At 51.0% G+C, this 22,985-nt stretch carries 18 protein-coding genes; 8 read left to right on the forward strand and 10 right to left on the reverse strand.

All coding sequences use genetic code 11. The features are described from left to right. The first annotated feature begins 22 nt into the window (after positions 1-22). Genes ACFPOF_RS07920 through ACFPOF_RS07930 form a run of 3 tightly spaced genes read left to right on the forward strand, consistent with a single transcriptional unit; the run spans position 23 to position 2,955 of the window. Positions 23-1,510 (forward strand): cytosine permease, encoded by a 1,488-nt coding sequence (locus ACFPOF_RS07920; protein ID WP_378131311.1) that lies wholly within the window; start codon positions 23-25, stop codon positions 1,508-1,510. 25 nt (positions 1,511-1,535) lie between these two features. Further along, positions 1,536-2,486: a carbamate kinase gene (arcC, locus tag ACFPOF_RS07925; protein ID WP_378131313.1), complete on the forward strand. Its 951-nt coding sequence runs from the start codon at positions 1,536-1,538 to the stop codon at positions 2,484-2,486. Between the two features lie 13 nt (positions 2,487-2,499). After that, positions 2,500-2,955: a nucleoside deaminase gene (locus ACFPOF_RS07930; RefSeq protein WP_378131315.1), complete on the forward strand. Its 456-nt coding sequence runs from the start codon at positions 2,500-2,502 to the stop codon at positions 2,953-2,955. A gap of 399 nt (positions 2,956-3,354) precedes the next feature. Here ACFPOF_RS07930 and ACFPOF_RS07935 read toward each other — a convergent pair whose 3' ends face one another. From ACFPOF_RS07935 to ACFPOF_RS07965, 7 genes are all read right to left on the reverse strand, one after another. Next, entirely contained in the window at positions 3,355-5,106 is a 1,752-nt protein-coding gene (locus tag ACFPOF_RS07935; protein WP_378131317.1) for a glycoside hydrolase family 2 protein, read from the reverse strand. Between the two features lie 53 nt (positions 5,107-5,159). Continuing rightward, positions 5,160-6,731 carry a DUF4091 domain-containing protein gene (locus ACFPOF_RS07940; protein ID WP_378131319.1) on the reverse strand — a complete coding sequence of 524 codons (1,572 nt, stop codon included), beginning with the start codon at positions 6,729-6,731 and terminating at the stop codon, positions 5,160-5,162. 27 nt (positions 6,732-6,758) lie between these two features. After that, entirely contained in the window at positions 6,759-8,420 is a 1,662-nt protein-coding gene (locus tag ACFPOF_RS07945; protein ID WP_378131321.1) for an extracellular solute-binding protein, read from the reverse strand. 152 nt (positions 8,421-8,572) lie between these two features. Next, complete coding sequence (locus tag ACFPOF_RS07950) at positions 8,573-9,463, reverse strand: carbohydrate ABC transporter permease (protein WP_378131323.1); 891 nt, start codon at positions 9,461-9,463, stop codon at positions 8,573-8,575. Positions 9,464-9,476: 13 nt separating this feature from the next. After that, a complete protein-coding gene (locus tag ACFPOF_RS07955) occupies positions 9,477-10,400 on the reverse strand; it encodes an ABC transporter permease (RefSeq protein ID WP_378131325.1) in 924 nt (307 codons plus the stop codon). A gap of 280 nt (positions 10,401-10,680) precedes the next feature. Continuing rightward, positions 10,681-12,939, reverse strand: coding sequence for a helix-turn-helix domain-containing protein (locus ACFPOF_RS07960; protein WP_378131327.1), 2,259 nt, complete (start codon positions 12,937-12,939; stop codon positions 10,681-10,683). A gap of 129 nt (positions 12,940-13,068) precedes the next feature. Next, a complete protein-coding gene (locus tag ACFPOF_RS07965; protein ID WP_378131329.1) occupies positions 13,069-17,154 on the reverse strand; it encodes a glycoside hydrolase domain-containing protein in 4,086 nt (1,361 codons plus the stop codon). Between the two features lie 192 nt (positions 17,155-17,346). On the opposite strand from ACFPOF_RS07965, the gene ACFPOF_RS07970 reads away from it, so the two are divergent. From ACFPOF_RS07970 to ACFPOF_RS07980, 3 genes are all read left to right on the forward strand, one after another. Then, positions 17,347-17,622 (forward strand): hypothetical protein, encoded by a 276-nt coding sequence (locus ACFPOF_RS07970; protein ID WP_378131331.1) that lies wholly within the window; start codon positions 17,347-17,349, stop codon positions 17,620-17,622. Next, entirely contained in the window at positions 17,623-17,919 is a 297-nt protein-coding gene (locus ACFPOF_RS07975) for a type II toxin-antitoxin system RelE/ParE family toxin (RefSeq protein ID WP_378131333.1), read from the forward strand. Positions 17,920-18,297: 378 nt separating this feature from the next. After that, positions 18,298-18,576: a type II toxin-antitoxin system RelB/DinJ family antitoxin gene (locus ACFPOF_RS07980; RefSeq protein ID WP_378131335.1), complete on the forward strand. Its 279-nt coding sequence runs from the start codon at positions 18,298-18,300 to the stop codon at positions 18,574-18,576. Between the two features lie 137 nt (positions 18,577-18,713). Here ACFPOF_RS07980 and ACFPOF_RS07985 read toward each other — a convergent pair whose 3' ends face one another. From ACFPOF_RS07985 to ACFPOF_RS07995, 3 genes are read right to left on the reverse strand one after another with little or no spacing between them, the layout of a single operon-like run. Beyond that, positions 18,714-18,872: a FeoB-associated Cys-rich membrane protein gene (locus ACFPOF_RS07985; RefSeq protein WP_378131337.1), complete on the reverse strand. Its 159-nt coding sequence runs from the start codon at positions 18,870-18,872 to the stop codon at positions 18,714-18,716. Between the two features lie 25 nt (positions 18,873-18,897). Then, entirely contained in the window at positions 18,898-20,913 is a 2,016-nt protein-coding gene (gene feoB / locus ACFPOF_RS07990) for a ferrous iron transport protein B (protein ID WP_378131339.1), read from the reverse strand. Beyond that, entirely contained in the window at positions 20,907-21,143 is a 237-nt protein-coding gene (locus ACFPOF_RS07995; RefSeq protein ID WP_378131341.1) for a FeoA family protein, read from the reverse strand. Before ACFPOF_RS07995 ends, feoB begins: the two co-directional genes overlap by 7 nt. A 491-nt stretch (positions 21,144-21,634) precedes the next feature. Here ACFPOF_RS07995 and ACFPOF_RS08000 point away from each other — a divergent pair, with 491 nt between their 5' ends. After that, a complete protein-coding gene (locus tag ACFPOF_RS08000) occupies positions 21,635-22,021 on the forward strand; it encodes a VOC family protein (protein WP_378131343.1) in 387 nt (128 codons plus the stop codon). Between the two features lie 572 nt (positions 22,022-22,593). After that, a complete protein-coding gene (locus ACFPOF_RS08005) occupies positions 22,594-22,662 on the forward strand; it encodes a putative holin-like toxin (protein ID WP_240703079.1) in 69 nt (22 codons plus the stop codon). The last annotated feature ends 323 nt before the right edge of the window (positions 22,663-22,985 follow it).

Consider the following 22,985-nt stretch of genomic DNA (forward strand, 5'->3'; position numbering starts at 1 on the left):
GAGGGAGATTGGGGAACAGTCCATGAATCGCGAAATGGCCCATGAAGCTACGCAGGAATCGATCAACGCGGCCGTTAAGGAAGCAGCGGAAAAGTATGGAGAATATGGCTACGCAGAAGATATTTTGCCGATGCCGCAAGAGAAGCGCGACTGGGGCATATTTAATTATATTACCGTCTGGATGGGTCCGGTTCATAACATCATGTCGTATATGACCGTCGCCGGATTTTTTATCCTCGGGTTGAATGTAACGCAAGTGTTCTTGGCGGTTATGCTTTCAGCGGCGATCGTCGCCGCCGGGTATGCACTGAATGGCGTCGCGGCGGCCAAATACGGCGTTCCTTTCGCCATGCTGCTGCGCGACTCGTTCGGGGTCAAAGGCTCCATCATCCCGGCGCTCTGCCGCGGTCTGATCGCGGGTCTCGTATTTTTCGGCACGACGACCGTCGTCGGCGCGCAGGCGTTAAACGTCATTTTCACTCGTATTTTCCCGGACTACATGAGCTGGGGCGGCAACTTCGACTTGTTCGGCCTGAACTTCCCGACAATGCTTTCTTACGTGCTGCTCTGGGTCGTCACCGTATTGCTGTTCCTGGCCGGCATGAAAGTGCTAGGCACGTTTAGCAAATATTCCTCCCCTATCGTATACGTCTTTATTATCGGCGCAGCGATCTGGGGCATCGATATCGCCGGCGGCATCGGCCCGATCATGGACTATACGCCCGCGAAGCCGATGGACAACCCGCTCGTCTTTATCGCTTGCGTAAGCGCGCTCGTATCGAACTGGGCCGGTCCGATCGTCAACATCTCCGACTTCACCCGTCGGGCGAAATCGGTAAAAGCGCCAGTATGGGGGCTTCCGGTCGGCTTCCTTGTATCCTACATCCTTTTTGCGATTACGAGCATCGCCTTGATCGCGGGTACGGAAATCGCCTTCGGTCAGCCTATCTTCAACATCGTTGATGCCATTGGCAAAATGAGCAGCACGCTGGCCGTCATCGTCCTGCTGCTGGCGCTTAACCTGGGAGCGACCGCGTTCACCGTGTTCGGCAACCTGCTGCCTGCAGGTCTGCAGATGACCGCGCTTTTGCCGAAACGGTTTACAGTTAAGTCGGCCGGCATTCTGACTGCCATCATTGGCACGCTCATCTTGCCATGGAAGCTCGTATCCAGCACGTCGATGTTATATCTGTTCTACAGCTTTATCGGCTCCATGTACGGCCCGATCGCGGGCATTATGCTGGCGAGCTTCTACATTCAGCACAAAGGAAAGCTGAATTTGAAGCACCTGTACGTCAAGCCCGGAGAGGACGGAGAGTACACAGGCGGCTACAACAAAGTGGCCATAATCGTACTCATTATCAGCTTCCTGATTCCGATGTCGGGCACCGTCTTTACCGGATTGACGCTGCTCGTCAAGTTGAAGGAATTTGCGTTTTTCACCGGCCTGATCGTATCGTTTATCCTTTATGTCTTGCTTTATAAAAAAACAAACTCGGTTGCTGCGTAAAAGAGCCGGGAGCTTGGAGGTTGCCATGGGGAAATTTGTAGTTGTGGCCATCGGCGGCAATGCGCTGGTGAAAGATAACGGGCGCGACTCGGTGCAGGATCAATATGAGGCCGTATGCGAGATTGCTGCCAATATCGCCGATATGGTGCAGGAAGGCGTCGATGTCGTCGTCACGCACGGCAACGGCCCGCAAGTCGGCTTCGAGCTAAGGCGTAGCGAAGTCGCCCATGAGGTAACTGGTATGAATTCGGTTCCTCTCGTCAACCTAGTGGCGGACACGCAAGGCGCCATCGGCTATCAAATCCAGCAGGCGCTGACGAATGAATTTATTAACCGGGGCATGACGAAAAAGGTCGCAACCGTCATCACGCAAGTCGAGGTGAGCGCGGACGACCCGAATTTTCAGCATCCGACGAAGCCGGTCGGTTCCTTCTTCACCGCCGAGCAAGCGGAGGAGATGAAACGGGCGAATCCCGACTGGGTGATGATCGAGGACTCGGGTCGCGGATATCGCAGAGTCGTGCCATCGCCTCTGCCGATCGATATCGTGGAGAAGGATGCGATCAAATCGTTGATCGAATCCGGTTACGTCGTCATTGCCGTAGGCGGGGGCGGCATCCCGGTCGTCAAGACGGCGGCGAAAACGTATGAAGGCATTGATGCGGTTATCGACAAGGATTTCGCTACAAGCTTGCTAGCAGAACAGATCGACGCGGAATCGCTCATCATCACGACCGGCGTTCCTCGAGTGTTCATCAATTACGGCAAGCCCGATCAGAAAGCGCTCGAAGAGGTGTCCGACGAGGAAATCAAGCGTTATGTGGCCGAGGGGCATTTCCCTAAGGGCAGCATGCTCCCGAAAATCGAAGCCAGCTTGCGTTTCCTGGAGAAGGAAGGCCGCCGCGTTATTATTACGAATCCCGAAAGCTTGCAGGACGCGATCCGGCAGAAGGCCGGTACGCATATCGTTAATTAGGGAGGATTAGACAATGGACTACATGAAGATGGCGGCGGACAAAACGATCGAAGGCATGAACGCGAAAGTCGGCGGCCCGTTCGGTGCAACAATTGTTCGCGGCGACGAGATTATCGCCGTTGTCAGCAATACGATGATGCGCGACACCGATCCTTCCGCGCATGCCGAGATGGTGGCCGTCCGCGAGGCGTGTCAGAAGCTCGGCACGATGAACCTGGAAGGCTGCACCGTGTACGCCACCTGCGAGCCATGCCCGATGTGCGTGTCCGTCATGATCTGGGCCGGCATTAAAGAAGTATATTATTGCAATACTTCGGCGGATGCGGACAAGCACGGCTTCAGCGACATGCATCTGCGCAGGTATTTGAAGGGCGAGGACAACAGCGTCATCGACATGGTGAAAGTTCCAGACCGTCCGGAATGCGACAACTTGTTCGAGCATTTCCACAAGCTGCAAGAGACAAAATAAGAGCTGAATTGAACAGTAGGGATTGTCCCAAAGGTACTTACAAGACAGGGGAACATCCCTAGTTAGACGTGAAAGGACCTCAATTCCCGCTGCAAGTGGGCGGAGGTCCTTTTCTACGACGGCACCCTCGACGAACAAGCAAACGACGATTGTGCCACAAATGAGTCGACCGATTGTCTACTGGACACCGACAACTGGACGAGCGTATGTGTACGAAAATTCATACAAAGTCAGGTAGACCAGCAACTGCACGAGCGATGTGTATGAAAATTCATACAAAATCGACCGGACCAGCCACTAGACGAGCGTATGTGTACGAAAATTCATACAAAGTCGGGCGGATCGGCAACTGGATGGGGCGACGTGTATGAAAATTCATACAAAATCGGAGACACCCGCCTAATTCCCTTCATTGATAGCCCGGACGATCTCAAGCGGGATTTTCGGTTGGCGATCGTAAGTGAGCAGCCCATTAATCTCCTGTTCGATGTCCGTCAGCTGCGTATAACAGTAGCCTTGCACGATGCTTGAGCGAAGAAGCGGACGAACGACCGCGCGCAGCCTTTTCTCAAAATCCTCTGCGCTGTCGGCGCCGGAGTAGCCCCAACCTGCCCGCTCGCCGGTTTGATAAGAAATGCCTCCGAATTCCGTGACGAGTAACGGTTGGCCTTCGTAGCGATGTTCGCCTACCAGCAACCTGCGGCCGGCCGGCATCAGCTTGAGCGCTTTGTCCACCGATTCGTAACGCGCCTCCAACACTTCCTGCTGCCATTCGTAATCGTGAATGTTGAACAGATCGGTTTTCAGCATTTCCCATCCGTCATTGCCGGCGACGAGGCGCGTCGAGTCAAGCGACCTCGTCAAGTGGTACATGCTTAAGGCATGCTGCTGCTGTTGCTCGTTCATCTGCACTTCCGGAATGCCCCAGCTTTCGTTGATCGGCACCCATACGAGAATAGACGGATGATTGTAGTCCCTCTCTACGGACTCTTGCCATTCATTCATGAAGCGTCTGACATACTTGTGCGAATACTCGTATGCATTAGCAGCCTCGCTCCAGACGGCCAGACCGAGTCGATCGCACCAATATAGAAAACGCGGGTCCTCCAGCTTCTGATGCTTGCGGATGCCGTTGAACCCCATCTCCTTCGCCAGCTCAACGTCGCGCCGGATCGCCTCATCGCTGGGCGGAGTTAAATTGCCGTCGGGATAATAGCCCTGATCGAGCACCATCTTGAGGAAATAGGGCCGATTGTTCAAGCAGAATTTGCCGTCCTCGATCGACACCTTGCGCATGCCGAAGTAACTGGCCGCTTCATCGACAGCCAGACCGTCCGCCAGCAGCGTAAACGCGACATCGAACAGATTCGGATGCTCCGGCGACCACCAGTAAGCGGTATCGTATTCGCTAATGGGAATCGGAATCGTCCAGCTTGCTTCGTCCGTAAGCACGCGGTGTTCCTGCTCGGCAATCGGCGTTCCCTGATAAGTGACTGTTGTCCGCAGCCTGACCTCCCGCCGATCCATCAAACCTTTCACGAACGCGGCGATCTCCACCGCTTTGCGGTCGACATCCGGCGTCATCTGCACCTTCTCCAGATAAACGTCGGCTACCGCTTCCAGCCACACGGTCTGCCAAATCCCCGTCGTTCGCGTATAGAAGATGCCGTACGATTCCGGCTTCCAGTATTGCTTGCCTCTCGGGATCGTCATGTCCGTGCTCGGGTCGTACGCCCGAACGACGACAACATTGTCCGAATCCCGGAGCACATCCGTAATATCCGCGCTGAAGGGGGTATGCCCGCCTTCGTGGCGGACGACAAGCTCCCCGTTCACCCATACCGTCGCCTCATAATCGACGGCACCGAAGTGCAGCAGCACGCGTTTGCCGCGCCAAGCTTCGGAAATCGGCAGCTCCCTTCGGTACCAGACGACATCGTGGTAGGAAGGATCGCCGATCCCGCTTAGCTTGCTCTGAAAAGCAAAGGGCACTTGTATGCTTCGCGTGAACGCCCGGCTGCCATCCTGCCATTTCTCCCCAGTTCCCTTGTTCGCGTCGTCATACTCGAATTCCCATATTCCGTTCAAATTCAGCCAAGATAACCTTACGAATTGCGGCCGAGGATGCTCGGGCCGCAACTGCTCTGCCATTGATAAACCTCCTTCAGGAAGGGCGCCAAACATTCGACTCGAGGGAATCTCGCCTATGCTTCCGATAATGCCGAGAGCAACGAACGTCTCGCTTCTTCGAACTGTTCCGTGTCTTCATTGTACTGATTAAAGCTGGAGATACAACACGCCGCGATCTCGTCAGCCAGCGGCTTATTGATTTTCTCCAGCATTTTCAACAGCTCGTAATCCTCAATTCCTGACCGCATAGCTTCAAAACGCATGCTGCCCCACGGTCCATCGTCTCCGGGGTACACGATATGGGTATCGCCCGGCGGGAAAAATAGATTTCGCTGATTAAACGGATCTTCCTCGCTGGCGCAGAAGTTCAACCCCCAATGGAGATACCCGCTTAAATTGTAAATATAATTTCCCCAGTGCAGATAACGCGTGCGGATCAGCGGCATGTCCCACAGCCGATTCAAGAAGTAGCCGCCGGGGACACAGCAAGTATAGAACCAGAGCTCGTCGCCTTGTCTGCGAAATCTTTCGAAATCTTCTCTATACTCCTGGTATAAATTGTTCTTGGGCACCCAAATATCGACCGAACCGTCCAAATCGTAAGGCTCCGGATATTCGACGGCTTCGATGATTTTGGTGCCGGGCATGAACTTGCGTACAATGCCGGACAGGATGCGATATTCCCCGACGCAAGCTTCCGTAGGCTCATCGGCGACATGCTGAACGGTAATGTCCAGCCAGCCGTTTTCAATCAAGAAGCTTCTCCACGCCTTCAAATACTGGGAAATATAGTCGTATCCTTCGTGCGACAATGCAGGGATCACATCACCGCAGCAGTTGACGACAAAGTGGTCGTCTTTGAATTGAACCCGGTAGGCGATCAAATTTCCCTCGATATACGTAAAGCCTAGCTCCAAATACATTTCAACAAACCGCTTGATTCTACCGAAATCGAAGCTGAACGAGCCGTCCTCGTTTTTGCGAGCCTCAATCAGCTCCGAAGGAATCCAGAAATGGGTTTGCCTCACCCGGCGCATCAGCACGCCATATTTACGAATCATATCCCAGTGCGCTTCCGACCATTTCTCCAGTCCGTATCGGCTCGCCATATTGTTAATGCCGAACCAGTTGCTGATGTGCAAGCTTTCCTTGGAGGGCACTTCGGCATCGAACACCTCGAGGGTGCAAGGAATTTCGCAGCGCTCTTCTCCGAATGTTACGCGAACGCTGGCATGATAAGTGCCGGGATTCGTTGTCCGGTCAATTCGGAACGCCAAGTACAGCGCTTCGGTCGCCTTATCCGTCACTTCATGCCCGCCGAACGGCTTCAAGGCGTCGTAAACTCGGAAAGGCGCGGGACGTGTCGTATACCCTTCCGCCAACTCTCCCTCTTTAAGGCAAAACTCCTCCGGGCCGGTATTTTTCTCTACAAAAATATCGATCAGACGGTACACTTCGCACGCGATGCGGCCCGAAGAAGCGATTTCCACCTCGATTGGCCGATTCGCTTCCACCCCGTTGAATAAAATCTGACAGGCTGCATGCCCCCCCTTGGCGGCAAGAAGCCGAATCTCTTTCTTTCCGTGCTCATGAACGATGCTGTCGGGATACAACCATTCGTTATCACTATAAATGCCGTATTTCATGTCAGGCTCCTCCGTACGCATCAAGCATTATTTGTGCGCCCATTTCGAGGCGTCTACAGCCGCCTGATAGATATCCACCAGCTTATCGACGCCCATACGTGTAAGTTCCTGCTTGAACTTCTCGTATCCGGAGTCAATATCGCCTTCCCCAATTACACATTTTGCATAGAAATCGTCTGTTGCTTTTTTAATATCCGTCTGCAAAGTCGAAGCTTGCTCCTGCTGTTCCGGAGTTAACCAGAGATGCCACCTGAAGTTAGTCAGCTCTTCCGATACGTATGGCGCATACAGCTTCTGCAGCGTTACATTTTTATGGTATTGGTTCTTTTGAGGATCCAAATAGTAGTTGTCTTCCAGGTTAAACGGATAATAAATCGGGAAGCCGGAGATCGGTCCCCAATCGGCTTTTTCCGGATATAACACTTTCCACTTGCCGTCAGCCGTCTTCTCCCAGCCTTTTCCTTCCGGACCGAAATACAATTCTCCCGGCCCTTTCTCCGATGCATTAAACCAGATGTGATCCATCCAACGAATAATGAGGTCCTTTTTCGCTTTGCCGGCCGATGTAATCACGAATTGCGTAGGGAAAATGCTCGGGTCGCCCGACAGCCATGCAGGATTCTCTACTCCCGGACCTTTCACGGGAAGAAACGGAACGTATTGCGGGAAATTTTTCTCGCCGACGCCCCCCCATCCGTCCCAGCTTGCAACGACGCCGTATACCGGCGGCTCCTGCTCGCCTTTGGCTTGATATTGCTGCAAATTATGCGTAAATACTTCCGGATCGATCAGCCCTTCCTTGTACAACTTGCGGAGGAACTTGACCGCATTTAACCATTCGTCGTGCATAGCGGTATACACCACTTTGCCATTCTCCAGAACCAGATGCTCCTTCGTATCTACCCTGCCGAAGTAACCGAACATCCCAAGCTCGCTCTGATTGGATTCCGCCGGTGTTGTGTAGGACAGGAAACCTAAAGGAATTTCGTCCTTCTTGCCGTTCCCGTTCGGGTCCTGTTCCTTGAATGCTTTGAGAACCTGGTACAGCTCGTCCGTAGTGGTCGGCATTTGCAAGTGCAGCTTGTCCAGCCACTTCTGATTGATATGTGTAACGACGCCGGTGTTTGGTTGCTTCCAGGCTAACGGCAACGTATAAATATGGCCGTCGGGCGTCGTCAAAATGTCTCTTGAACCCTGAACTTCATCGAACATTTTCCGAATATTGGGGGCGTACTTGTCAATGCTGTCTTCTATCGGCAGAAATACGCCTTTCGGACCGTACTTCATCACTTCCGTATTCGTTAAACCCCAGCCTGCAATGACGTCCGGATAATCCCCGCTGGCGAACATCAGGTTTTTCTTCTCATCAAACTGGCCCCAGGGGATAATCTCCCAATTGATATGGATGTTCGTTTCTTCCTCTAACTTCTTGTAGGCTGCCCACTCGTTGGGGTCAAATCCGCCGCCTTGAATCATGATGGTAATTTCTTCTTTATTTTGGGCAATCGGCAGCCCTGTCGTGTACATGTTGCCTACCATCTGCTCACCGGTGTCCGACGCCGCAGGCGAACTGGCGCCGCTGCTCGCTGGCGAGGATTGTCCTTCATTGTTTTTACTCTTGGAAGAACAACCCGAGACAACCAGAACGAATGCCATCATAATCGATACAATGAATGATACTCTCTTCAATGAAAACTCCTCCTCATTATGTTGGTTCTTCCCATGATCCCGTTTCCTGATGCCGGATCGTGCGTTGATTCTGTAACCCCTTGAATCGTATAGTTGCGCAGTTCCTGTCTTCTTCTCGGCGTTCACCCCCTTATCGTTGTTCACAACCGGGCTTAGCCTTTAATCGAACCGATCAGTACACCCTTGGTAAAATACTTCTGCAGGAACGGGTACAGCACAAGTACAGGCAAGCAAGCGACAATAATAATAGGATATTTGATGGCTTCCGCCAGCCTCTGCAATTCTCGAACGATAGTTTGGTCTTTGATCATAGCCGCATTCGCCTGATCGAGCACCAATATATTCCTCAGAACGAGTTGAAGCGGGTACTTCCCCGTATCCTTCAGATAGATCAATGCATTGAAATAAGAATTCCAATGGCCTACCGCATAGAACAATGCTGTAACCGCAATCAATGCTTTGGATAACGGAATCGCAATCGAAATGAAATATCGTCTGTTGCTGCATCCGTCAATCGCAGCAGATTCCAGCAACTCGTCGGGCAAATTAGATTCGAAGAACGTCTTCGCGATAATGATGTTCCATACACTTATGGCATTAGGGATGATCAGCGCCCATATGCTGTTCAGCATTCCAAGATTCTTGACGAGCAAGTAGGTCGGGATCAAGCCGCCGCTGAAGTACATCGTAATCAGCATGAATAACATCACGACTTTGCGTCCCTTAAGATCTTTTCGGGACAAAGCATAGCCTGCCGGCAACGTTAACAGAAGATTGAGGGAAGTGCCGGCAATCGTATAGATAAGGCTATTTCGATAACCGATAATAATATCCGGGCTTTGGAAAACTCTCTTATACCCGTCAAAAGAGAGGCCTTCCGGCCAGAACCATATTTTCCCTGAGTTGACCAGATCAGGATCGCTGATTGACGAGATTAGAACGAAATAGAGCGGATAAGCGACAATAATCAATATGATTGTAAGAACTGTGGTGTTGCTGACATCAAATATCATATCCGGTGTGGACCTTTTCTTTCTTCCCATACGAAGCTCCCCTTTACCACAAACTATGACTTGACACAGACTTGGCGATCCGGTTCACCAGAATCAGCAGGATGAAGTTGACGATATTGTTCAGCAGCCCGACCGCAGACGAGAAGCTAAAATCGCCTCCCTTGAGGCCAACTTTATAAACATACGTTGAAATGACTTCTGAGACGGACGCATTGACGGGATTCTGCATCAAGAATACCTTCTCAAACCCGACTCCGATCAGATTGCCAAGACTCAAGATCAATAAGATCATCGCTACCGGAACAATGCCCGGAATATCGATGTGCCAAATTCTTCTGAGCTTGCTTGCGCCATCCACGATCGCAGCTTCATGCAGTTCGGGACTAATGCCGCTCAGGGCTGCCAGGTAAATGATCGCTCCCCATCCGGCTGTCTGCCATACATCCGACAACACATAGATCGTGCTGAACAATTGCGGCTTCATCATGAAAAACACCGGGTTGCCGCCAAACCATTCAATCAATCTGTTGATGAGTCCCGTCGTAGGAGATAGAAATAACATAAGCATACCGACCACCACCACAACAGAGATAAAGTTCGGTGCATAAGTGATCGTCTGAATAACTCTCTTGTACCGTTGGCTTCTCATCTGATTCAGCATGAGCGCGAAAATCAGAGGCGCGGGAAAAGAAACGAGCAGGGAATAAACACTAATGATAATCGTGTTCTTCACAATCGGCCAGAAGTACGCCGAACGAAACAGTCGCTCGAAATGTTTCAGACCGACCCAGTGGCTGCCCAATATGCCGTCAGTCGGCATAAAATCCTTGAACGCAATCTGTACGCCATAGATGGGAAGGTAACTGAATATAATCAGGAAGATAATCGTCGGAAGCAGAAACAAATACAAATCGTAGTTTCGTGCCATATACTTCAGCGTTTTGTTTCTTCTTTTGACTGCAATCATAAAACGATATCTGCCTCCTTGAAATCGCATTCAACAGCGGCTGCCGAAGATGCGTACAGCGAACTTACCTGTAGGATAACCGCGAGCTTGCAACCGTGTATATGAGCCGATTCTTCCGCATAGGCGGAATCTGACATGCCGCGCCGCGCAAGGGCTGGCGGCGATGAATGTCGGCAGGAATATGCCTGATTGTCACGATATGGCCTGATTTGACTTCCACCGGCGACATCCCGAACAGCGCATAAAAAAAGCGGTACAGGCTCTCTCTCCTGTCCGCTATTTATGAATTTCTGCTTCTGTACGCTCCCGGCGTTACGCCTGTCATTTTCTTGAACAATCTGATGAAGCTGGATACGTCATAGTAGCCGACCTGCTGGATAATCTCTTTCAGCGCTACGTCTGTCGTTACGAGCATAAGCTTCGCTTTCTCGATTCTTAATTGAACGACGTAATCCGTAAATGTCTGACCGGTCTCGCTCTTGAAGTATCTGCTCAAGTATGACTCCGACAGTTCATGCGCATCGGCGAGGTAGTTGATCGAACAATTCGGGTCGCTGTAATTGTCCTCAATGTACCGGCGCATTTTCACAACAAGCGAATTTTCCGTTTTACCCTCATTTATCTTATCGCAAAGATCGAAACAAACCGCTTTCACAACGTCCACAAGCTCTTCGATCGTTCCGAACTCCATAATGCGGGTGACGTCGGGATAATACTCAGCCGGCGAGGCACCCGAACGTTGCACTTCGTCCAGCACTTTAATGATCGTATTAATAACGTCGTAACAGATGCACCTTGCGATGAACAAGGAAATTCGGCCTTCTTTAACGAATTCGACCAGACTCCGGGCTGCGGCGTCGATTAACGACTTATCCTCCCGTCTGATCGCCACCGCCAACGCTTCTATTTCTTTCCTCGGATAGCTGTTTTTCGCTTCCGAGCTCTCGGACAGTTCGTCAATGCTGATTAGCCGATCGTTGCCTAGTATAAGCCGATAGTTGAGTGCTGTTATTGCTTCCAGGTAAGACTTGCCGATCAGGTTCGCTTCTTCGTACACCCTGCCGACACCCATCGTAATATGGGCATTGTGATACTGACGCAGCCGCTGGTTATATTCCTCAAGCGTTTCCGTTAGCCAAATCCTGTTCTTATCCCGGACAGTGAGCAACAAAACGACCGAATTCGTTTCCACATATTCCTTGGCAAACCCTTGCATGCCGTCCGGAACGTTACGTTCAATCGCCGCCAGATCGAATTGCGGGCGATCGTTCGCTTCCAGCCGATCTCTGTCGTGCAGGAGCATGACAGCGACCACAAAATAAGGGTTGGAGAAGGAAAGCCCCGCCTCCTCCAAAGCTCGGCCATTCTCGCTGAGATCGTAAACCTGCCCCTTCAACAGTCTGGATAAAAGATAATCCCTCACCGCCGCTTGGCTGCCCTGTTTGTGAACGGACAGATTATGGTTGATTTCAAGCATATGATGAATGCCGGAGCGAATTTTATCCAGTTCGTTGCGATGAGGCGAATCTTCGCCTCCGCGGCCGCGGAACAGCTCTTGCAGCTGCTTGATCGGTTTGTAATGTAAAAAAGTAATGTAGTAGATGACCAAGCCGCTCAGCAGCAGCACGACGAACAGCACCAGCGTAACGGCCAGCTTCGTTTGATTGACGACGTCCGATACGGCGGATGCCGGCACCAGCGTCCAATAGGACCAATTGGTTCTGTCGGAGAAGATGGAGGTGACCATATATTTCTCCCCATCCAACGTAATGCCGGTTGACCCGGACTGCTTGCCTCTATTGGCAAGGAGCGCCTTGAACTTGCCCGAATTCATGTAAGCCTTGTATTTGAGCGCCGTAATGATATTCCCTTCATGATCGACAATCATCGTATTGCCGTCATAGTCCGTCATAATGTTGCTGATCAGCTTGGTGAATTGCTCTTCCCGGATATGAAAGATTAATGTTCCGTAGGGAGACGGTTCATAAATCGGCATCGGAACGATCAGGCTGACGATTTTCCGCGGAACCGCCTTTTCGTTTAAGCGGCCGATGATATCGACATTTTCGGCCGGGCGCACGAGCGGCGTCTGCACATGATTAATGGTGTCGATGAAATCGCTATTGGACCACTGTTCGTACGAAAAGCGCGTATCCATAAATTTCGAGATGGAATAGCTGCTGCTCGTCGAATAAATATACTGGTCGCCTCTGATATACAGGAAGATTTCATCCACAAAAGAACTTGTCGATTTGTAGCTTCTCAGCGCCTCTTGCGCATATTTGCCATAGTACAGGTTTTTCTTGATCAAATAAGGCGTTAATTGATGATCCCCCGATATTTGAAACGAAATGTTGTTGACTCCGATCAATTGCATGTCGATAATATGCTGCACCTGGGACAGCATGTATCGGGTGTTTTTGACCATTCCGTCTTTCAAGTACGAGCCCATATAGTTGATAAAAAGAAAACTGATGACCAGCAAGGGTGCGAACAGCGCGCAAAAATACGTGATGAAGTACTTTTTGAACACACTCATCTGTCTCTCTTTCCCCCCTCGCGTTCCTATCGTATCCCATTCGACATTTTTCGGCAAATGTGAAAATCTGCTGCGCTGCGGAATGAATGGCAGCGCAGCAGATTCGGATACGTCTCTCTTAAACACGCCCTAATTCAGCATGGCGGCAATGATCTCATCCGGGCTTAACGCGCGGTTGTACAATTTCATCTCATCCAGCGTCCCGTTCAAGTAATCGGTCGGCACCCCGTTAAACGTCCCATAACCGATCATCGCCATCGGAAGATTAGCTGCGGTTGTTGTAGAGACAGCCCCACGATATACGCCGTTCGCATATAACGATACCCCTGAGGCCGTCCCTATGAACGCCAAATGCACCCATTGCCCGGTCGGTGCGGAATAGTCGAACGTATAATCCGCTTCGCCGTACTTGGTCAGTCCTACTTTGCCTGTATTGGGATACTGGCTCAGCTTTAATGCCGTCGTTGTCGAAGCCAGCATGGACGAGGAATTTTGCAGCGCGCCTTTCTTGACCCACATCATCGCAGTCCAATTCCCCGTAACATCGGGCTTGCCAATATCCGCTTTGGAAGACGTGCCGTTAAACGAAAGCGCATTGCCGTATTTGCCCGCCGTTGTCCATGAAGCGCCGTTAACCGTTCCCGTATTGCTCCCCCATGAATCCGCCGCGGTCGTACCGCTTCCTTCGTTGAACTTCCAGTACGCCAAACCGGGTGTCTGCACGAGCTGCGATACTTCGCCAGCGCTCAACGCGCGTCTGAAAATTTTCACTTCGTCGAGCGTACCCTTCAAGTAGTCCGAATCCCTTCCGGCAACCGGATTCGCTTTAATGTATCCGATCGTATCCAGCGGAAGTGTCATGGATGCAGCGATCGAGTCCTGAATATTTCCGTTGACGTACAACGTCGTGCTGGAGCCGTTGCTGACGAAGGTCAAATTAACCCATGTGCCGATAGGCGCCGTATAGTTGAAAGTATAGTCGGCGACGCCGAACTTGGTCATGCCGACTTTATTCGTATTATTCCACTGCTCGAGCTTAAGCGCTCCTTCGGGAGAGCCAAGCAGGGACGCCGATCCGGCTGCGGAATCCTCCCGCTTCACCCACATGGAAGCCGTCCATTGCCCGCTAATGCCGGCTTTGCCCAAATCAATGCCGTCCTTCAGGCCGTCGAAAACGAGCGCGCTGCCGCGATATCCCGACGCAGTCCACGTTGGCCCGTTGAACGAGGCTGACGTTCCTCCCCATGAATCGCCGATTGTGGTGCCGGCGCCTTCATCGAATTTCCAGTAGGCTTCATTCGACTGAACGATGTTTCCAATCTCCGTAACGCTTAAGGCGCGATTATAAATCTGAACCTCATCAAGCGCTCCGTTCAGATAGTCGCCCCCAGTGCCATCGCCGTATTTCCGATAACCCATCGTGTCCATAGGCAGGCTGATCGAATTCGGCAACGTGTCCTGCAGCACACCGTTCACATACAAGCTCGTGCCGCTGCTGGTGCCGACGAAGGTCAGATTTTGCCACGCCCCGACAGGCGCCGTATAGTTAAAAGTAAGATCATAAGAGCCCCATTTCGACATGCCGACCTTATAGGTGTTGCTCCATTGATCCAGCTTTAACGCGCCGGTCAAAGAACTCATCAGCGCGGACGACGTCTGATTCGCGCCTTTGCGAACCCACAGGGAAGCCGTCCAAGGTACGGGAATATCGGCCATATTCATGTCCATTCGTCCGTCCAGCCCATTAAACACAAGCGAATTGTTTACTTTCCCCGCCGCTCGCGAAGCTCCCCCGCTTACCGCCGCCGTATGACCGCCCGATGAGTCGTACGCTGCGCCGGCTGACTCGTCGAATCTCCAGTTCGCCACGGAGCCGGAACTGGAGCCCAATCCCGCAATCTGGGCTGGCGTCAGCGCCCTGTTGTAGATTTTCACCTCGTCCAGCGTGCCTTTGAGGAAATCAAAGTTCGTGGCCCCATCCCGCTTGTAACCGATCGTATCCATCGGGAGATCGATCACCTGGTTAATCGTCTCCTGGAACTGACCGTTCACGTACAGGGAGGTCCCCTTCTCGTTCGCGGTAAAAGTCAGATTGCCCCATTTCCCGACAGGCGCTTCGTAGTTAAAAGTGAAATCGCTAAGGCCCATCCTGGTTATGCCAACTTTTTTCGTGTTGTTCCATTGCTCAAGCTTTATCGCCGTCGTCGGCGATCCCATTAATACCGCCGTCGTTCCGGAAGCATTTTCACGTTTAACCCACATGGATGTCGTCCACGGAGGGGGAAGATTTCGTTTGCCGACGAGTATGCCGGTACTGACGCCGTCGAACTTGAGCCCCCCGCCGTCCCGTCCATCGGTTGTCCATCCATCTGTGCCAACGACGGTTCCCGTCGCGCTCCCCCAGGCGTCCGCAGCCGTTGTGCCGCTCGTCTCGTTAAGCTTCCAATAAGCCACCTGACTTGATGCTGCGGCGGCAGCGCGCACCAGTTCATTGCGCTTCGCGATCATCGCGCTTATATCTTTAACGTAGCTGTTCATACCGTCAGGGGCGATGCTGCTGGCGATATTTTTCGCGGCAAGCGGATCTGTCTGTTCCAATAGTTTGAACAACTCGTAATCTTCGGCTGCGTCCCTTGCCGCCTCGAAGCGAATCGAGGATTTGATGCGGTTGTTCGCCACATCGGGGTAAACGACATAATCATCCCCTTTGAACGATTCCGAATCGACGGAAATGAACGATGTGCCGTTCGACCAGTTGTTCCAAGCCCAGTGAAGGTAGCCGTTCGCCCCCCAGTTGTAGGCCAGCCAGCCCAAGGAACGCATCTGCCATACAGGCTTGTCGACGAACCTGTTCAACCACTGGCCGCTTGGCGTGCTGGAAGTATAGAGCAACACGTCTTTGCCGCCCGCGATCCAGGAATTCATTAACGGTCTGTTCATTTGCGCCGTATCTTCTATAGGCACGTAAGTGTCTATTTTGTTGTGAAGGTAAGCAGCAGCGGCATCACTGTTAAAAGCGTCATACACCTTCATTCCGGGGCAATTGGTTCTAATCTTGTTGAGCAATTCCGTATAAATGTCGAACTGCGCTTGTACTCTCGGTTCATCCCCAATGCTCTGATTCCACAATGACAACCAACCCTTGGCTTGCAAATGGCTGTACAGCGCAGGCAGCAACTGATCGTACCATTTGTTCGTTTCCGCCGTGCCATAGGTCGTGATCGCGGTCATTGGAACGCCGCTCGTGTCCTTCTTGATCAAATAGGCCATGAAGCTCTGATTGTAGATAGGAACGGTGAGCGCGTGGGATTCCAGACTCTTCACCACACCCTGATTCATAAAATATTGAACGTATTCATCGAATTTCGTCCAATTAAACACATAGTTCCCGCTGGCGTCAAACGTCGTTCCTCCGTCCAGAAGAAGCTGCGGGGTGTTGACGAACAGAACGTTCAATCGATGGTCCTTCATCTGCTGGGCCATATCGGCTACAAGGCTCCACCATTGAGGCGTCCATCTCTCGTACCCATATATGACTTTAATGTTATCCGTCGGATGGCTGTTCGCATAGCTCTCAAGGTGCCAGGTCCCGCCGATTTGCTGCCAGGCCGAATATTGGAAAGCCCCGTCTTTCGAGTCGGGAATCGTGACATTGTTGACTTCGACGGCGATGCTGACCGTAAAGTTGCCCGCAGTGGTATTAACGGTAATTGTACCGGTATATGTCCCTACAGCAGCCGTAGTCGGCGCCTTGACGGTAACCCATACCGATTGGGTCGAATTCGCAGGGACATTCACTGCAGTGCTGTTCGATAGAGCATCGGGAAAATATGCCGGAGCGCTGCGGACAACCGAGGAAGCGGTCTGCCATTGAGAATTCGCTCCGGCATACACATACTCCACAAAATGATACTGGAGATTTGATGCTGCAAGCGTATTGGAACCGGAGGTAAGGTTGCTGAAGCTGACCCCATTGATCGTAAAGGCTGAGTCGCTTCGCAGCAGCACTTGTGCAGACTCAAATTCGTTCTTGGCCATCACCAGATCAATGGAAGCGCTCGCATAAAGCGGTTTGACAGCATCCTGAAAGATGTTCTCATACGAACTCGCTGTCCATACGTTCATCGTTGCCGCATGCGCAGCGTGATTGCCTGCAGTCCCGAGCGACAGAATAACCATAGCCGCGATTAACAGTTTGGATAAAACTCGTTTCATTAATGGTCACTTCCCTTCAACGATTGATTGAATCTCAAACATTACTATAGAGCAGACCGCCCCCGTTCGTGTATCAGCCGATATTTTCATATATGCCTGTTCTGACCTAAGGCGTGTCTGATAACTCCCGAGTGGGTTGTCAGACATGGCAATACGAACGCCGGATCGTCGAGTGTGCGCATTCTGACCTGATTGGTCAAATCATCTGGTGTGATACAAATCCACTTCAACATCATCATGCGTCCTGTGCGCGACAATGTAGGTAATGATTATTTCTCGGATTTAATATTAGCGGATCTCATTAAAGAGGGGGTTTCAAGGGACGCGCTGCTGACCAAGTTTCGTGAGAGAACAATGGAATTGCATAGTGCGATTAAAAATATGTTTGCCGAATCCACGGAAGCTGCTCGCAACTTCCATGGTACTGCTGAGACGGAAGAAATATTTGGCGATAACACGGAGGATTAAATGCTTCCAATTCTATATCTTCCACCCGCCAAAAAGTATTTCAAAAAGCTCGTTGAGAAACCGCTGAAAGACGCATATCACAACGCAATTCTAGAAATACGAACAGATCCAACGATCGGAGAAATGAAAACCGGCGATCTTTCAGGCGTGCTTGGGTATAATGTATATGATCGGGGAACCAATTATGAGATCGCCTACCGCATTGAGGAGAATGCAGACGGAGAGCTGGTCGTCGTCATCCTTGCCGGCTCAAGGGAAAACTTCTATGAGGATTTAAAACGATATTATATTCGTTAAGCCGCCGAAAGGCGGCTTTTGTCATTTCATGAAGCTATGCTTCTCTATTCCGAATGCGTCGGGTTGAACAGATCGGTTCTCAGCATTTCCCATCCGTCATTGCCGACGACGAGGCGCCAGCTAACCTAACAATTGTCTCCTCTCGTTCAAAGCCGCCATCGCTGCAAGCTTATCACCCTGTTATGGACAAGATTACGAAGCCATGCGGGCGATATAATTTCCATTCGGCAAGGGACAAGCAGCAGTTTGGTTATCAGCTTCTCCGTATCATAATACCGGATGTGGAGCACCGATAGCTCAACTTCCTTGGCTTGAAGACCGAGCAACCTGCCGTGAGGGATTATAATGTAAATGATATCTATGAAAGGATGATAAGGGATGGCGCAAACGAATGTTAATATCCGGATGGATGAAGAACTAAAAAAAGAAGTGGAATCTCTTTTTTCGGATTTAGGGCTCAACATGACGACTGCAGTTAATATCTTTGTTCGGCAGGCGTTACGACAAGGTGGAATTCCTTTTGAAATCACAACTCAAACCGATCCTTTTTATAACCCGTCCAACCTCAAAAGGATAAAGCAATCAATTCAACAAATGGAACAGGGAAAATTGATTGCCAAAACAATGAACGACTTAGAGCAAATGGCTGATGAGTAATCTTATTTTTACATGAAATGCCTGTCACGCTATTGAATGAGAACACCAAAGAGGACCGCAGCAGGTCACATGCTTGCCACCTGCCACAGCCCTTAAACCCGCATCCGAAGTTACTCTACGCACTGGATTGTTGAAGATTACTGATCCCGGCTCGTTATGCTGGAGCAGGGCGATTGGCATGACGATTGAAGGGAGCAGGCAGCGCATTTGCCTTGCCGCGTCTTGCGAACGTAACGGGTCAACGTCCAGCCCGCATATCCGAAAATAGCGATGCCGACAATAATACTAAAGATCATGGCGGTACCTCCTCTCCTCCTCCTGTCAATGAAAGCCCAGCAGCAAGCCGCCGCGATAAATAACGAATGAGATAATGTACGCGACAACGAGAGCATATCCGACGGAAAACCAGGTCCATTTCGCGGAACTCGTTTCGTTGCGGATGACGCCGACCGTCGCCAGGCATGGAACGTACAGCAGGATGAATACCATGAAGCTGTACGCCTGAAGCGGAGAGAAGAAATGTGCAATTTCTCCTTGCAAGCCAATATCGGTCGGCGCTGCATATATGATGCCCATCGTCGATACGACGACCTCTTTGGCCAGGAACCCGGTAAGAAGCGCCGCGCCGGCCTGCCAGTTGCCGAAACCAAGCGGCTCCATAATCGGGGACAACAAGGAGCCGATCGACTGCAGGAAGCTTTCATTCATCGGCACGTTCCAGCCCTTGAAGCCTGAGTACCCGAGCAGCCAGATCACGACGGAACCGCCGAAAATAAACGTGCCCGCCTTGCGCACGAACCCTTTGCCCTTCTCCCACGTGCTGCGAGAGAGCGTTCGCCATTGCGGAATCCGATAAGGCGGCAACTCGACGATAAACATCGATTGTTCTTCTTTCGCCAGTGTGAAAGAGAATAACTTAGCCAGCAGAAGCGCGACTACGACGCCCAGAATATAAAGCGATAATACAATAACCGCTTGATGCGATTGGAAGAACGTCCCTACAAAAAGGCTATAGACAGACAAGCGCGCCGAGCAGGACATAAGCGGCGTCAGCAGAATGGTCAACAACCGTTCCTTTGGCTGCTCGATCGTTCGGGCGGCCATTATGCCGGGAACGTTGCAACCGAAGCCGATAATCATCGGAATGAAAGCTTTGCCGTTCAGCCCGACGCCTTCCAGCAGCTTATCCATGACGGTCGCAATGCGCGCCATATAGCCGGAATCCTCGACGAACGAAATGATGAAGAACAGCATAAAGATTTGCGGAACGAACACGAGAACGCCGCCAACCCCGGCAACGATGCCGTCCAGAATGATGGCCTTGATAAAGGGCGCGGCATTGGCTGCATCGAGGAATGCGGCAATGCCATCCCTGACTGCACCGTTAAGCAAGCCGTCCAACCTGTCGGATACCGGTGTCCCGACCCAATCGAAAGTCAACTTAAACGTCAGGAACATGAACGCCAGAAAAACCGGGATGCCAAGCCATTTGTTCATGACGATAGCGTCGATGCGCTCCGACAGCGTCGTCTGGGCCGGCTTGGTTTCACGAACGGCGCTTTGCAGCCAACCACCGATGATCGCTGCCCTCTTGTCGCGAATGAAGTCGGCCAGCTTCTTCCCGCCGGCATGCTCCTGAATCATCGTCTCCGTCTCATTGTAGAACGTTTGCAGCCAGACAGGGTCAACGTGCTGGCGCAATTTTTGAAGGATGGGAATGTTACCCTCCAGCAGTTGCAGCGCAAGCCATCGCTTGGGCTCCAGCTCTGCCGGAAGCTTCTCCTCCAGACGGGAGATAGCCTGCTCAAGCACCGGGCCGTAATCGAAGCTGCGCGGGCTGAACACCGCGGTTACTTCACTGCCCGTCTTGAACGCGGATTGCAGAAGCGCATCGCATCCTTTGCCCGAACGGGCAATAACCGGCGTAATCGGGACGCCAATCAGCTGCGACAGTTGCTCGACATCGATGTCGAAGCCACGCTGCTCCGCCACGTCCATCATGTTCAGCGCCAGAATAATCGGCCGGCCGTATTCCAACAGTTGAATCGTCAGATGAAGATTTCGTTCCAGTTGCGAGGTGTCGACCACGTTTAACAGCAGCGAGGGCGATTCATCCAGCAAGTAGAGCGTCGTTACGCCTTCGTCTCTGGACAAGGGACTGAGCGAATAGATACCCGGAAGGTCGACGAGTTGCCCTTGCTTATTCCGCAAGACGCCGACTTTCTTCTCGATCGTCACGCCAGCCCAGTTGCCGACATACTCGTAGGAGTCGGTCAGCATGTTAAAAAGCGAGGTTTTGCCGGTATTCGGATTGCCAGTCAATGCGACAGTCAGCATGCCTCCACCACGATCCTGCCGGCATCCTTACGCCGAATGGCGATCCATTGCCCTTTGACTTCAATCGTGCAGGGGCCGCCGAACGGCATCGCCTTGCGCAGCGAGATAACCGAGCCTTGCATAATGCCAAGATCGGCAAGTCGGCGGCGTACGAGAGGATGCACATCATCCAAATTGGTTACTTTCATAAGAGATCCGTAGGGTGTTTCCAGCAAAGTAATAGCAATCACTCCGAAGCGCTATGCGATGATAACGATTATCATTATTTACTGTCATCATAGTGACTTTAACGGAGAAATACAAGCCCCATTTATCGGTATGTTTTTTTGCGGCGATTGCGGCGAGAGTTGAAGCGAAAACAACCATTGCCGACATGGAATCGGTAATGGTTGAACTTTTGTCTGGAGCCACCTTCCGGGACGTTCAGCAAATTACTTGGAGTTGGCATTTAAGAACTGCACATACTCCTCCTTGGTTAAACCAAGCAGGTCAGAGTTTAAATATTGGCCATCTGTGTAGAAGACTTGACGACGAACCCCTTCTTGAATACAACCGACTTTACTCAACATCGTGGCAGAGGCTCCGTTACCTTCCAGTACGTAATCATTAAACTTATTCAGTCTGCGTTCAAAAAAGAAAAAAGTGATTTTGGAAAAGCATGGGTTAATCAAAAATGTTACATTTACTGTATAAAAACGCAATATGACAAGGAGTGCTATCCATGAGCTCAGAATTTCAGATTAAAAGTATTGGTCAAGTGTCGATACGTGTACATGACATGGACGTTGCCACCCGATTCTACCAAGAAACTTTAGGTTTAACCCTGTTGTTTCAGACTTCGAACATGGCGTTCTTCGATTGTAACGGCATCCGAATTTTGCTGGGCATTCCCGAAGAGCCTAGGTTCGATCATCCCAGCTCTGTATTTTATTTCAACGTTGACCACATTAACTCTGCATATGAAACGTTAATCAATCGGAATGTACAATTTTTGAGTACGCCTCATAAAATCGCAGAGATGGGTCAAACGGAAATTTGGATGGCGTTCTTTCATGACCCTGATCATAATGTACATGCCCTGATGAGCGAAGTGCCTGTCTCCCAATGACCATCCGGTTGTTGACTCGTACGCGACGGGCCGGGATTTGCAACACCGCTAGGTGGGGCGTCCCGGCCCTTTGTCTGTTTGCTTTGACTCCGTGTTGACTTCGAACATAGAAAAATACATCGCCGGGGCACGTGGGCCGCATGGCGATGTTCAAAGTCACATACTGTTATGCCTTATCGGTTGTTCTTCTTCGTGTTGACTCAGTGTGCTTCGAGATGGCCTGTACAGCCCTCACGTTGACGTGCACCAAGCCAGAAAATGCCCGTCCGGAATGATGGAGGGTTTGACTGGTTTTTTTGCCACAGTGAAGCTACGGCTCCTTTGACGCATGCCTCTCGGACAAAGTCATGGCCGTTCTTCAGTCTAATGAGCGGTATGTATAAGTTTCCTCGCTTGACTGTTCTGGAGTCGATGGATATACCTTATAATTAATCCTCAAAACATTTTTAAGAACACTTGATCGCATCTGTTGCCGTTGTTAAACTAGAAATGTACAATTGAATACCTTGGGTGGGCATGGTTTCCCTTCGAAAGGAGGTGAAGCCATGGAAGTAAAAGACGCAATCCTCATCATGATCGGATTCTCAACATTTGTCATTGCTCTTTTAACCTACATCGCGAATAACTACAAGAGAAAGTAAAAACCCACCCCAAGGTTGCTCGCCGAAGGTGGGTTTTCGCGTTCCTGTAACTTGAAGGGGCATCCCATCCAAGCCAATTGTATAGGCCGAGTGTTCGCTGCACTCGGTCTTTCTATTGACATTTTAGCATATGCGGCTTAAGTAAAACAATTGCTGAAACCTATTTACAGTCTACGTTTTGTTGACTTCTTGTTGAATCGTTTCTTGAAGGCGCATCTGAAGGTTGATCTTGCCCCGAATAGATGGACACAGAGAAACCCTCTATAATAAAAGGTGGAGGGAATTTCTATGGGGCAACGGAAGAAGTTTGACAAAGCATTTAA

Source organism: Cohnella soli, from assembly GCF_042655525.1.
GTDB classification, from domain to species: domain Bacteria; phylum Bacillota; class Bacilli; order Paenibacillales; family Paenibacillaceae; genus Cohnella; species Cohnella soli.

Excerpts from the sequence above, each read along its gene's own strand:
- ACFPOF_RS07965 (WP_378131329.1), bottom strand. The coding sequence starts at position 17,154 with ATGAAACGAGTTTTATCCAAACTGTTAATCGCGGCTATGGTTATTCTG.
- ACFPOF_RS07940 (WP_378131319.1), bottom strand. The coding sequence starts at position 6,731 with ATGAAATACGGCATTTATAGTGATAACGAATGGTTGTATCCCGACAGC.
- arcC (WP_378131313.1), top strand. The coding sequence starts at position 1,536 with ATGGGGAAATTTGTAGTTGTGGCCATCGGCGGCAATGCGCTGGTGAAA.
- feoB (WP_378131339.1), bottom strand. The coding sequence starts at position 20,913 with ATGCTGACTGTCGCATTGACTGGCAATCCGAATACCGGCAAAACCTCG.
- ACFPOF_RS08000 (WP_378131343.1), top strand. The coding sequence starts at position 21,635 with ATGAGCTCAGAATTTCAGATTAAAAGTATTGGTCAAGTGTCGATACGT.
- ACFPOF_RS07985 (WP_378131337.1), bottom strand. The coding sequence starts at position 18,872 with ATGATCTTTAGTATTATTGTCGGCATCGCTATTTTCGGATATGCGGGC.
- ACFPOF_RS07975 (WP_378131333.1), top strand. The coding sequence starts at position 17,623 with ATGCTTCCAATTCTATATCTTCCACCCGCCAAAAAGTATTTCAAAAAG.
- ACFPOF_RS07955 (WP_378131325.1), bottom strand. The coding sequence starts at position 10,400 with ATGATTGCAGTCAAAAGAAGAAACAAAACGCTGAAGTATATGGCACGA.
- ACFPOF_RS07935 (WP_378131317.1), bottom strand. The coding sequence starts at position 5,106 with ATGGCAGAGCAGTTGCGGCCCGAGCATCCTCGGCCGCAATTCGTAAGG.
- ACFPOF_RS07980 (WP_378131335.1), top strand. The coding sequence starts at position 18,298 with ATGGCGCAAACGAATGTTAATATCCGGATGGATGAAGAACTAAAAAAA.
- ACFPOF_RS07960 (WP_378131327.1), bottom strand. The coding sequence starts at position 12,939 with ATGAGTGTGTTCAAAAAGTACTTCATCACGTATTTTTGCGCGCTGTTC.
- ACFPOF_RS07950 (WP_378131323.1), bottom strand. The coding sequence starts at position 9,463 with ATGGGAAGAAAGAAAAGGTCCACACCGGATATGATATTTGATGTCAGC.
- ACFPOF_RS07920 (WP_378131311.1), top strand. The coding sequence starts at position 23 with ATGAATCGCGAAATGGCCCATGAAGCTACGCAGGAATCGATCAACGCG.
- ACFPOF_RS07930 (WP_378131315.1), top strand. The coding sequence starts at position 2,500 with ATGGACTACATGAAGATGGCGGCGGACAAAACGATCGAAGGCATGAAC.